This is a genomic window from Szabonella alba, assembly GCF_016765775.1.
Lineage (GTDB): Bacteria > Pseudomonadota > Alphaproteobacteria > Rhodobacterales > Rhodobacteraceae > Szabonella > Szabonella alba.
Genome location: NZ_JAESVN010000019.1, coordinates 1 through 12276 on the forward strand (window position 1 = coordinate 1; position 12276 = coordinate 12276).

General features: G+C 63.6%; 7 protein-coding genes. 2 read left to right on the plus strand and 5 right to left on the minus strand.

The window, feature by feature from the left end:
* Both JL811_RS19205 and JL811_RS19210 read right to left on the minus strand, forming a co-directional pair.
* The coding region (locus JL811_RS19205) for a CAP domain-containing protein (RefSeq protein ID WP_237685084.1) at positions 1–1279 on the minus strand (1279 nt) is incomplete at its 3' end.
* Between the two features lie 145 nt (positions 1280–1424).
* Positions 1425–2432, minus strand: coding sequence for a replication initiator protein A (locus JL811_RS19210; RefSeq protein WP_237685085.1), 1008 nt, complete (start codon positions 2430–2432; stop codon positions 1425–1427).
* 503 nt (positions 2433–2935) lie between these two features.
* Between JL811_RS19210 and JL811_RS19215 the strand changes: the two genes are divergently transcribed.
* Together JL811_RS19215 and JL811_RS19220 are read left to right on the plus strand one after the other, a co-directional pair.
* Entirely contained in the window at positions 2936–4405 is a 1470-nt protein-coding gene (locus JL811_RS19215; protein ID WP_202690329.1) for an AAA family ATPase, read from the plus strand.
* Positions 4406–4556: 151 nt separating this feature from the next.
* Positions 4557–5642, plus strand: coding sequence for a ParB/RepB/Spo0J family partition protein (locus JL811_RS19220; RefSeq protein WP_202690330.1), 1086 nt, complete (start codon positions 4557–4559; stop codon positions 5640–5642).
* A 93-nt stretch (positions 5643–5735) separates the two neighbouring features.
* On the opposite strand, the gene cysN is transcribed toward JL811_RS19220, so the two are convergent.
* From cysN to JL811_RS19235, 3 genes are all read right to left on the minus strand, one after another.
* A complete protein-coding gene (gene cysN, locus JL811_RS19225; RefSeq protein WP_202690331.1) occupies positions 5736–7679 on the minus strand; it encodes a sulfate adenylyltransferase subunit CysN in 1944 nt (647 codons plus the stop codon).
* Positions 7679–8605 (minus strand): sulfate adenylyltransferase subunit CysD, encoded by a 927-nt coding sequence (gene cysD / locus JL811_RS19230; RefSeq protein WP_202690332.1) that lies wholly within the window; start codon positions 8603–8605, stop codon positions 7679–7681. Before cysD ends, cysN begins: the two co-directional genes overlap by 1 nt.
* Before the next feature lie 242 nt (positions 8606–8847).
* On the minus strand, positions 8848–11547 hold the full coding sequence (locus tag JL811_RS19235; protein WP_202690333.1) for a S8 family serine peptidase: 2700 nt from the start codon (positions 11545–11547) through the stop codon (positions 8848–8850).
* Positions 11548–12276 lie beyond the last annotated feature (729 nt).

Sequence of the window (12276 nt, forward strand, 5' to 3'; positions counted from 1 at the left end):
TGCCCGCGCCGCCGCCGATAAAATCGCCGCCCGATCCCGCATGGATCAGGTCATTGCCATCATTGCCCAGCAGGTGGTTGGTGCCATCGCCACCGCCATGGATGGTATCCGATCCCGATCCGCCCTGAACCGTGTCATTGCCAAGGCCGCCCCAGAGGATGTTGCTGCCGGCATCCCCGAAGATCACGTCATTGCCTGCACCCCCGGCCAGATCGTCATTGCCCAGACCGCCATAGACAACATCATTACCGCCCTCACCACGGATCGTGTCATTGCCGGTTCCGCCCAGCAATGTGTCGGCAAGATCCGAACCGATCTGCAGAAGCGGAGGAATGACCGGTGCGAAATCGGCGGCGAAAGCATCAAGCTTCACATTCGCCCCGCCGATGCTGACCGTATAGCGTGCCGCCCCCTCAAGCCCTGCCCCGGTAAAGCTGACCGTATAGCTGCCGTTGGGCAGGACCATCTGATAGCCGCCCGACCCCCAGCTGTGCGTCGTGAAGGTGCCGCCCGTCCCCGTCGCCGTCACCGTGATCCCGCCCATACCTTCGCCGATATCATAGAAGCGGTCACTGTCCTGATCGTCGATGACCACGCCCAGAAGCTGCGCCTGATAGCCCGCGCGGCTGGCAAGGTTCTGGGTCACAAGGAAGGGGCCGACCGTATCGACCTGCCCCGTCGCGCCCGGCCCTGCCAGAATGGCAATGCCGATTTCGGTGAACCTGCTGTCCATGATGTTCTCGCGGTGGCCCGCCCCGGCAACGCCCCAGTCAATGAAAAATCCGGCATGGCCGAACAGCACATCCTGACTATAGCCATAGACGTTTTCACCCGAGACAGTGGCAGGGGTATTCGGATAGCCTGCCTGCGCGATCCGGGCAGCCCGGTTGGGTTCTCCAGGAAACTGATGGGATTGGGCGTTGTTCTCCAGCATCAGTTCCGTGTGACCCTCTGCCGCCCGGGCCAAGGCCGTGTTCCAGGCCAGGGGGGCCGCAGGGGTCAGCGCCTCGAAGGCGCTGCGCAGTTGCACCATATCCACATTGAACTGATCGAGCGCCGCCGAGATATTGGTCTGCACACCGGTCTGGGTCGCGGCATTGAGGATCAGCGCATCGAACTCCCCCGCCGGATCGATGCGGGCGCGGTTGGTCAGTTCCAGCATCAGCTGTTCATCGGCGGTGGGTGTATTCTGGGCGGTGGGCATCTGATCGGCACTCCCCTGATAATCCAGACCGAAACGGCCATGTCCCGACAGGCGGACATCCAGGGGAGCGGCCATTATCAGGTCATTTGCCATGGTCGATCCCTCCGAAATCATTCCCGGGACAGATGATGAACTGGACGTAAATCATGGCACAATCCGGCCCGAAACATGCAATTCCTGCGCCTGATTGTGAAAAACCTGCCAGAATGCGGCAGAGGGGTCAACGCTTGCGGATCCACCCCAGAAAGGCCGCATCCGGACTGCGGAGGCGCGGGCGGCCCGAGCGGTGCCACATCTCGCGCCAGTCGGCCTCCAGCGCGTAGATGTCCCAGCCGGGGACCAGCGCGCGGGCGGTCTCGATGGTGGCGGGTTTCAGCACAGGGCCGGCACCGGCCTCATCCATCAGCACCACCATGTCGCGGCGGGTGACCAGCAGGATGTCGCCGGGTTCTTCCTGCAGGGAATATTCGGGCAGGTGATCGCCCGCGATCATGTCGCGGATCATCTTGCGGAACACCCGGAGCGGGCTGGCCGATCCCGATTTCCGCGCCAGCACCTCCATCCCGATGCGCCATTCGGGCTGCCGGCCACAATGTTTGCGCGCCAGTTCATAGACGCGGCGCTCCAGCGGTTTGCGCAGGCGGAAATAATCGCGGCTCAGCGTCAGGACCGATTTCGACAGCACCGCGCGGAACAGCCATTCGGACAGCGTGACCGAGACCTGCACCATGCGCCCGGCGCCCTTCTTGCCTGCGGGCGTCGCGCGCAGGATCTGCCAGCTTTCGATCAGGCCGAACCCAGTGGTCGCCTCTACCCCGCCGGTGGTCATGTTGGTGGTGATGCGCGTGCCTGCCAGCCGCTCGAACGCCTCGCGCAGCCGGGCATAGCCATCGCCGCTGGTTTCGCGATTGGTGGCCACCATCAGGTCATGCGCGGTCAGGCGCAGATGCCGCGTCACCTCGCGCCCGGCATTCAGCGCCGCCATCAGCTGGCTGATGCAATAGATCAGGATGTCCTTGTCAAACAGCGTGGCCAGCCCCTTGACGGAAGGCACCACCGTCACCTCGACCCCGTTATGGCTGTAATTGAGGATCCGCCGGTCGGGCCGTGTGGACAGCGAGAAGAGCGGATGTTCCATACTGGCCAGATCATCCTTCGGCAAAGCACCGAAAATGTCGCAAAGGAAGAAATCCCCCTGCCGGTCTGCCAGCCGGTCGGGCAACAACATGCCCTTCCCCTGCCCTGCCCTGATCGCAGTCATGCCCGTTCCTCAATCCATGGCCCCTGCTTGAAGGGATCGCTCCCGGGCCTGCCCCTTTGCCGGGGCCCGCTTGAAACTTCGTGGTTTCATTGACGCCAAGTTATCCACAAGGCGGCGCTCAGGCCAAGCCCGAAGTTGCGCGCGATCGGGGGATCGGAATCGCGGCATCGGGGGACCGGAGTCGCCTGATCGGGGTTTCAGAGTCACTTCTTATGGTTGGATCTAAAAATTTTTTATTTGTATCAATGCATTACCGACAAGGAGGACAGTCTGTAACTAATAGAATAACATACATATAACTTGAAGAACGGATCAGGCTGGAAATTCGGATCTCAGACCCGAACCCCCAACACCCATTGCAAGCCTTTGAATATGCTATTGAAAATCTGTGTTTCAGGCAGATGTTCTGCATTTCCTTTCATGTCGCGTCTTTTCGTGTATATTGCCAAAAACAGCGCACATAAGGCAGCATGGCACGCGAATCAAACCGGGAAACCGGCCCCGACACCCCGCCCTATTTCAACCTGTCGCCCGATGCGGAACGGGCCGCTCTCGGCCCCGCGGTCGGCACCGCCGAACTGGCGCGCATCGCCGAGATGGCCGGGCGCGGGCGCGACGATCTGGCCGCCCGCGGCCTCGGAGAGGAAGGGCGCAAGGCCCTGCGACTGTTCTCGACATGGGAGATCACGCGCTATCTGATCCCGGTCGCCCAGGGCCATTTCCGCCGGGTGCTGAAGGCCAATCCCGACCTGCCGCAGGGCCGGGCGGAAACCGAGGGCGGGGCGAAATGGTTCAGCCTTGATGAGGTGTTGCGCCTGCGCGCCTTCTTTGCCGCCGAAGGGGCGAAGAACAAGGATTACCTGCCCTACCGTCCCAAGGGCCTGCCCGCCAAGATGGTGGCGGTGGCGAACTTCAAGGGCGGCGTCGGCAAGACCTCGACCTGTGCGCATCTGGCCATGTCGGCGGCACTCGACGGCTACCGCGTTCTGGTGATTGATCTCGATGCCCAAGGGTCGATGACCTCGATCTTCGGGGGGCGCGTCGCCGATGAATGGCAGACCGCCTTTCCGCTGCTGGCGCGCCATTACGCCCGCCATCTGCAGGTCGAGAACCGCGCCCGGGTCGAGCGGGGCGATGCGCCCCATCCCCTGGATGCCACGCTGACCGAGGCGCTGAAGGTGACGCCCGACCAGATCATCCAGAAAACCCACTGGCCCAATATTGACCTGATCGGCAGCCAGCTGAACCTCTATTGGGCGGAATTCCAGATCCCGGTCTGGCGGATGCAGGCACGCGGCTGGAAGCTCTGGGATGCGCTGTCGGATGCTCTGGCAAGCGATGGCGTGCTGGACCGCTATGATCTGGTCTTTCTCGATACGCCCCCGGCCCTTGGCTATCTCACGATCAACGGGCTGGCGGCGGCGGATATCCTGCTGGTGCCGACCGGGGCCTCTTTTCTGGAATTCGACAGCACGGGGCGCTTCTTCGACATGCTGCATTCGACCTTCTCAAGTATCGAGGAAGGCGAGAATGCCGCCGCCCGAGCGCTTGGCCGTCCCGAGCTTGCCTTTGAATGGGATGCGGTGCGCACGGTCATCACCCGCTATGATGCAGGCCAGCAGGCGGAACTTGCGGCCTTCATGCAGGCCTATCTGGGCCGCGCCATGGCGCCGCAGCGGCAGGAATTCACCGCGCTGATCGGGCAGGCAGGCGAACAGGTCAATGGCATCTATGAGGCCGATTACCGCGACTTCAACCGCGAGACCTATATGCGCGGCCGCGAAACCTTTGATGCGACATGGGCCGGGTTCAAGAAACTGCTTTACGGCATCTGGCGGCGGGATGAGCAGGCGGCCGAGGCGGAAAAGACGGAGACCGGGACGGCCCAAACAGAAAAGGGCCGAACCGAAAAAGCCCGACCAGAAAAGGCGGCGCCATGACTGTTTCGCGCGCGAAACATTTGCGGGCCGGTCCCCCTGCCCTTTCCGGGTCAGCCCCTGTTCTGTCTCGGATCCTGCCGCAGCGCGCGCCCGCTTCATCGCCGTTTTACTCCGGGCACAGACCCTGCCCCCCGATCGCAGGAGGATCCCCATGGCCAAACGCAAACGTCTGATCCCGCCTTCGGGGGGCGAAACAGGCTCTGATATCGCGGAAAACGGCCTGTCCGGCCCGCTTGAGGTCAAGGCTTTCCTGCGGCCCGGTCTGGGCGGCGGTCTGGGCAATGACGGTCCGCCGATTGCCCGGGTCGTTGCCGAAAGTTCGGCCGAGGCGGCACTGGCCGAGGTCACGCAGGCCATGACCGAGGCGCGCGCGGCGGGGCGGCTGGTGCAGGTCCTGCCGCTGGAGGCCATCGACCCGGGCCATCTGGTGCGTGACCGGATCGCGCTGGATGAGGAAGAACTGTCCCATCTGATCGCCTCGATCCGCGATCATGGCCAGCGCATGCCCATCGAGGTCGCTGATCTGGGGGCTGGGCGCTATGGGCTGATTTCCGGCTGGCGGCGGCTGCAGGCACTGCGGCGGCTGGCCGAGGAGGCGGGCGAAGGCATGGACGGTGCAAAATACGGCACTGTTCTGGCCCTTTTGCGCCGCCCCAAGGATGCGCCCGAGGCCTATGTCGCCATGGTCGAGGAAAACGAGGTCCGCCAGGGCCTGTCCTATTACGAACGCGCCCGGATTGCGGCGCGGGCGGTGGATCTGGGCGTGTTCGGCACGGAAAAGCAGGCCTTGCAGCAGCTGTTTTCGGCAGCAAGCCGGGCGCGGCGCTCCAAGATCGGGTCTTTCCTGACCATCGTGCGGGCGCTGGATGAGGCGCTGCGCTTTCCGGCCGCCATTCCCGAACGACTGGGACTGGCGCTGGCCAAGGCGCTGGAGACGCGGCCGGAAGAGGGCAGGGCGCTGGCCGATGCCCTGAAATCCGACCCCGCGCCTGATACGGCAGCGGAACTAGCCCGGCTGGGGGCCTTTTCCACCCTGAAAAACGGCTCTGACAAGGCAGAAAAGACCCTTGTGGCCAGGGATGATGCCCCTGCCGTTGCCTCTGGTCAGGAAATCCGCCCCGGCGTCTTTCTGAGGCTGGAAGGCGGTTTCACCAAACCGGTGCTGATCCTGTCCGGCCCCGCCGTCGGCCCCGGTTTCCGCGAACGGCTGGAGGACTGGCTGAAATCCGGAAAGTGAAGGGAAGAAAGGGACGGGCGGCGCATTGAATGTTTCGCGCGCGAAACAAAACCGGCCCGTCCCTTTTTTCGCCTCCCCGTCCCTTTTTTCGCCTCAGCGTGCCAGCAGGGCGGCAATCACCCGGTCTGCGGCTTCTTCGGGCGAGAGTGACACCGTATCGACCGTAATCTCGGGCGCTTCGGGGGCTTCATAGGGGCTGTCGATGCCGGTGAAGTTCTTCAACTGTCCGGCCCGGGCCTTTTTATAAAGACCCTTCACATCGCGCGCTTCGGCCACGTCCAGCGGCGTGTCGACATGAACCTCCAGAAACTCGCCTTCCGCCATCACGTCGCGTACCATGCGCCGCTCGGCCCGGAAGGGGCTGATGAAGGCGGTCAGCACGATCAGGCCTGCATCGGTCATCAGGCGCGCGACCTCCCCCACGCGGCGGATGTTTTCCACCCGGTCGGCATCGGTAAAGCCCAGATCGCGGTTCAGCCCGTGGCGCACATTGTCGCCATCCAGCAGGAAGGTGTGGCGGCCCATGGCATGCAGTTTCTTTTCCACCAGATTGGCGATGGTCGATTTGCCCGAGCCCGAAAGCCCGGTGAACCAGACCACGGCGGGTTTCTGCGCCTTTTGCGCGGCATGGGCCTCGCGGTTGATATCGACGGCCTGCCAATGGATGTTCTGGCTGCGGCGCAGCGCGAAATGGATCATCCCGGCGGCCACGGTGGCATTGGTCATCCGGTCGATCAGGATGAACCCGCCCAGATCGGGATTTTCGGCATAGGCCTCAAAGGGGATCGCGCGGTCGGTCGAGATATTGACCACGCCGATCGCATTCAGCCCCAGCGTTTTCGAGGCCAGATGCTCCAGCGTGTTGACGTTCACCTCATATTTCGGCTCGGTCACCGTGGCGGTCACGACCTGCGTGCCGATCTTCAGCAGGTAAGGCCGGCCCGGCAGCATTTCGGCCTCTTCCATCCAGACCAATGTGGCTTCGAACTGGTCGGCCACCTCGCAGGGGCTGTCTGCCGCCACGATCACATCGCCGCGCGAACAATCCACCTCATCGGCGAAGGTCAGCGTCACCGATTGCCCGGCCTGGGCCTCGGGCAGATCGCCGTCAAAGGTCACGATGGATTTCACATGCGTCGTCCGCCCCGAGGGCAGCACGCGGATCGCATCACCGGGTGCTACCCGGCCCGCGCCGATCTGGCCCGCGAAACCGCGGAAATCCAGATTGGGCCGGTTCACCCATTGCACCGGCATGCGGAAGGGCAGGTCCAGCATCCGGCTGGTATTGACAGGTGCCTCTTCCAGATGGCCCAGCAGCGTCGGCCCCTGATACCAGGGCATCGCATTGCTGCGGCTGGCGATATTGTCGCCCTGCAGCCCGGAAATCGGGACCGGCAGGAAGCTTTCCATGCCGATCTGCCGGGCGAATGTCGTGTAATCCTGCACGATCTCGTCAAAGCGGTCCTGAGAGTAGCCGACCAGATCCATCTTGTTGATGGCCAGCACGATATTGCGGATGCCCAGCAGGTTGACCAGATAGCTGTGCCGCCGCGTCTGGGTCAGCACACCCTGGCGCGCATCGATCAGGATCACCGCCAGATCGGCGGTGGAGGCGCCGGTGACCATGTTGCGGGTATATTGTTCATGGCCGGGTGTATCGGCCACGATGAACTTGCGTTTCTCGGTGGCAAAGAAGCGATAGGCGACATCAATGGTGATGCCCTGTTCGCGTTCCGCCGCCAGCCCGTCGACCAGCAGGGCAAAATCAATCCCGCCGCCTTGGGTGCCCACGGATTTGCTGTCGCGCTCCAGCGCGGAAAGCTGATCCTCGAAGATCATCTTGGTATCATAAAGCAGCCGCCCGATCAGGGTGGACTTGCCGTCATCGACCGAACCGCAGGTGATGAAGCGCAGCATGGTCTTGTGCTGATGCGCGGTGAGATAGGCGTCGATATCCTGCGCGATCAGCGCATCGGTGACATAGACGGGATCTGTGGCGGGGTTTTTGGTGGTGGGGTTTTTCTCGGTGGCGGACATCAGAAATACCCCTCCTGCTTCTTCTTCTCCATGCTTGCGGCCTGATCGTGGTCGATGGCGCGGCCCTGACGTTCGGATGTGGTGGTCAGCAGCATTTCCTGAATGACCTGCGGCAGGGTGGTGGCCTCGCTTTCCACAGCCCCCGTCAGCGGATAGCAACCCAGCGTGCGGAACCGGACAGAGCGCATCTGCGGCACCTCACCGGGCGCCAGCGGGAAGCGGTCATCATCGACCATCAGCAAAAGCCCGCCGCGTTCGACCACCGGGCGCGGCTCGCTGAAGTAAAGCGGCACGATCTCGATGCCTTCCAGATGGATATATTGCCAGATATCCAGTTCGGTCCAGTTCGAGATCGGAAAGACCCGGATCGATTCCCCCTTGGATTTGCGGGTGTTGTACAGCTTCCACAACTCGGGGCGCTGGTTCTTGGGATCCCAGCGGTGATTGGCGCTGCGGAAGGAAAACACCCGTTCCTTGGCGCGGGATTTCTCCTCATCGCGGCGCGCGCCGCCAAAGGCCACGTCGAAGCCGTGTTGCGTCAGCGCCTGTTTCAGACCTTCGGTCTTCCACATGTCGGTATGCAGGCTGCCATGATCGAACGGGTTGATGCCGCGGGCCTTGGCCTCGGGGTTCTGATAGACGATCAGATCCATGCCCGCATCGGCGGCGGCCTTTTCGCGCAGCGCATACATGGCGCGGAATTTCCAGGTCGTGTCGACATGCAGCAGCGCAAAGGGCGGTGGCGCGGGGTAAAACGCCTTTTTCGCCAGATGCAGCATCACCGCAGAATCCTTGCCGATGGAATAAAGCATCACCGGATTGTCGGCATTGGCGACCACTTCGCGCAGGATATGGATGCTTTCGGCCTCCAGTCGCTGCAGATGGGTCAGGGTGGTGTTCGGTGGCAACTGGTCAGAGACGGTCATGAGGCTTTGGATCCGCTGAAAAACATCCCCGTCGATTTGCAGATTTCGGGCCGCAATCCAATGGGCAAAGCTGTGGAAGCGTCAAAAAGGCCGGTTTTCTGCGGATTCCGGCCGGTCCGGACCTGTTTTCTGCGGTTCCGGCACAGGCGCGGCGATTGTCCCTGCACGGTGCTGCAACCTGCGGGGTGCTGTCGGCCCCGCCCTGCCTGAAGTCCCGGCATGGTTTAAAGCCCCGGCCCTGTCTAAAACAATGTATCGCCGAAGATGTCGATCCTATCCTCCAGCCCGGTCAGGCTGTTCACCCCCTGCAGCAGGATGCTGTTGCCATCCCCGAAATCGAAGATGACATTGTTGCCGGTCACGCGGGCATAGTGCGCCACGACCCCGGTCCCCGGGGACAGCCCGCCCAGAAGCGCGGAAGACAGTTCCAGCCGGTCCTGCGTCGCCGAGAAGCCCAGGATCCTGTCCTGCCCATGGCCCGGGCCGAAGATGAATGTATCCGCCCCTGCATCGCCATAAAGCCGGTCATCGCCCGCGCCGCCCTCCAGCCTGTCATCGCCTGCGCCCCCATAAAGCGTGTCATTTCCGGCCCCGCCATAGACAAGGTCGTTGCCACCCACCGCAAAGAGGAAATCATCGCCATCCCCGCCGCTCAGCACATTGGCCCCGTTATCGCCGTTCAGCGTGTCATGGCCCGAGCCGCCGACAAGGTTCTCGATGCCGGTATAGACATCGCCCTCGGCATCGCCGCCAAAGGCTGTCCCGTTCCAGAGCCGCACCGCTATGCTTTGCGCAGAGGCGCTGTAATCCAGCGTATCGGTCCCTGCCCCGCCATGCATCGTATCGGCCCCGGCACCGCCTGCCAGAATGTCATTGCCGGCATCGCCATAAAGCCGGTCATCGCCCGCGCCGCCGAACAGGCTGTCATCGCCATTGCCGCCATAAAGCGTGTCATGGCCCGCCCCGCCATAGGCCATGTCATTGCCATTGACCGCGAACAGGAAGTCATTGCCCGCCCCGCCGGTCAGGATATTGGCCGCATTGTCACCGTTCAGCGTGTCATTGCCCGCCCCGCCGATCAGGTTTTCAAAGCCGGTATAGACATCGCCCTCGGCATCGCCGCCGAAAGCCGTCCCGTTCCAGAGCCGCACCGCTATGCTTTGCGCAGAGGCGCTGTAATCCAGCGTGTCGATCCCTGCCCCGCCCTGCATCGTATCGGCCCCGGCGCCGCCCGCGATGGTGTCATCGCCCTCATCCCCGGACAGGGCGCTGCCCTCCGGCGCGGCTGTCAGCCGGTCATCGCCCGCGCCGCCGATCACGGTGGTGAAAGTCCCGCCCAGGGTCACCCCGGCGGTGCCGATCATGCCTGTGCCGCGGCCCAGATCCAGATCCAGCGCCGCAGCGGTGGCGGCGGCGTTCAGCACGCCCGCCCCCTCCGCCCCGGGCATCAGCAGCAGCCGTGACGGATCGGCGGCGGCCAGCGCCTCATAGGCCGAAGTGATATAGGTCACCGCGGGACCGGTGGCGGTGCCGCCATGAAAGGTCAGGGCCGCATCATAGACGACAAAGCTGTCGGGGGCGGTCGGGTGGCGCAGTTCCACCCGCCATTCGCCCGTCACCTCCTCGCCGCGCAGGGCGGCGGTGGAGAAGGTGAAATTCAGGAAGGTCCCGTTGCCCCCGGCCATCAGATTGGGCGCGATCAGGCTGCGGCTGCCTGTGGGGGAAATCAGCTCGATCGCAAGGTCGCGCAGCGCGGTATCGGTCAGGGTCAGGCCCAGTTCGACCCATTCGACGCGAAACTGCGGGGCAGGGGCCGCCACATCCACCGTCATCACCTGAAAGGTCTTGTCGGCGGCAAGGGCGGATCCCAGCCGCGCCTCGACCGAGATTTCATTGGCCGCCGTGGCGCCGCCCTGCCAGTGCCGGGCCAGCCGCACGGCCCCGGCGGCATCGAGAATGCCAAAGCCGATATCGCGGTCAAAGACGAAGCCGCCGCCATTCACCCCGCTTGCCGCATTGGTCGCGGCCCCGGGCATCAGGGTGGGCCGCGCGGTCAGGGCAAGGATCTCCTGCACATCGCGGGCACCCAGCCCGGGATTGACCTCCAGCATCAGGGCCACGGTGGCACTGACAAGCGGGGCGGCAAAGCTGGTGCCGCTGACGCTGGCGGCGCGGGCATCAAAGCTGCCCAGCCCGTCCGCCGTCCGCAGCGCCACGCCGGGGGCGGCCAGCAGCAGATTGGCCCCGGGGCTGGAAAAGCTGGCCACCGCGCCCTGTGCATCGGTGGCGGCCACGGTGATCGTGTGGCGGCTGTTGGCGAAATTGTGGAAATTCGCGTCATCGCCGAGATTCTGGCCGTTGCGGATCATCCGGCCATTGCCGCCCGCCAGCACCAGCACCGTGCCCAGCCCGTCACGTCCGGTTTCGGCCAGCAGGTCCAGCGCCTCGGCCACGGGGCGCATCGCGACGGTGCGGAAATTGTCGCTGAAGGCGCCGCTGAAGCCCCAGCTGTGGTTGGACAGGTCGAAATCGCCCTGCCGTTCCAGAAGGGCCGCGACATGGCTGACCTGCAGGCGGCCCGACAGATCCATATAGGTGGCGACCAGCCGCGCATCGGGCGCGCCGCCCATTCCGGCGATGTCATTGGTCACGCTTCCGCTGATCAGCCCGGCCACCCTTGTGCCATGGCTGTCGGTCAGTATCTGTCCAAGCGCGCCCAGACCGGCCCAGGACCCGGCCGAAAGCGCCTGTTCCGCCGCATGGTCATAGCTGTCGACAAGGTCGAGATGGGTGCTGTTCACGCCGCTGTCGAGCACTCCGATCCGCACCCCGCGGCCGGTGGCAAGCTGCCAGGCCACCGCCAGGCCCGTGCCGCCGGGATGGTCGTCGCGCAACCACCAATGCCCGTCCGGCACCGCCGTCAGCGGGCCTGCCATGGCCATGGACTGCAGCGCGACCGTGCCCGGGCAAAAGGGATCGTCCGGGCAAAAAGGATCGGCAGGGCCCGGGGGGGCCTTGTGTTCAGACATTGTGTTCAGACATCGCTTCCTCCGGGTGACGGCCCCGTGGCGCGGCGCATGCGCCATGGGGCTGTTCGGGCCCCCGCGCGCAGCGGCACCCGGGGCAAGGAGGACGTTAAGATCAAGATTTTAAAAGAGTATTTACCGGATATTTAAAAACGTTCCGGGTTTATACGGGCGGGTGAAGTTCTGTCGACAGAACCCCTAAATTTGTGTGGGTTTTCCGGGTGGAATGGCGGGTCTTTTCGCACAAATGCCCCGGTCGGCATCAGGACCCAAAACCGGACCCAGCATCGGACCCGGTATCGGATCTGGGCCGGGCAGTGGGGGGCCGGGCAGTGGGGGGAAGGGCCGCCGGGAGAAACAGGCCGAAGCGCCGGACCGGGAAGCACCGGACCGGGAAGCACCGCACCGGGGGTTTTGCGAATCACGATCCGTTGCGGCGGGTCATGCGCCGTCTTTCCGCACCCCTGAATGGTATCTGAAAAATTGAAACAATCTGGGGTTTAGGAGATTTGTCCCTTGCCTGATCCATGGGCCGGTCAAGAGGGAATTGTGTCGTCAAAAAGGCGAAAATGAGGCGCGTTAATCAATGTTAAGGCTGGCTTAATTGTTGACCCGGGATAGGATCCGGTCAGGAAACAATCTTAT

What these genes read in the sequence shown, in the direction of transcription:
- JL811_RS19220 (WP_202690330.1), top strand. Translation starts at nt 4,557, where the DNA reads ATGGCCAAACGCAAACGTCTGATCCCGCCTTCGGGGGGCGAAACAGGC.
- JL811_RS19215 (WP_202690329.1), top strand. Translation starts at nt 2,936, where the DNA reads ATGGCACGCGAATCAAACCGGGAAACCGGCCCCGACACCCCGCCCTAT.
- JL811_RS19235 (WP_202690333.1), bottom strand. Translation starts at nt 11,547, where the DNA reads ATGGCCATGGCAGGCCCGCTGACGGCGGTGCCGGACGGGCATTGGTGG.
- JL811_RS19210 (WP_237685085.1), bottom strand. Translation starts at nt 2,432, where the DNA reads ATGTTGTTGCCCGACCGGCTGGCAGACCGGCAGGGGGATTTCTTCCTT.
- cysN (WP_202690331.1), bottom strand. Translation starts at nt 7,679, where the DNA reads ATGTCCGCCACCGAGAAAAACCCCACCACCAAAAACCCCGCCACAGAT.
- cysD (WP_202690332.1), bottom strand. Translation starts at nt 8,605, where the DNA reads ATGACCGTCTCTGACCAGTTGCCACCGAACACCACCCTGACCCATCTG.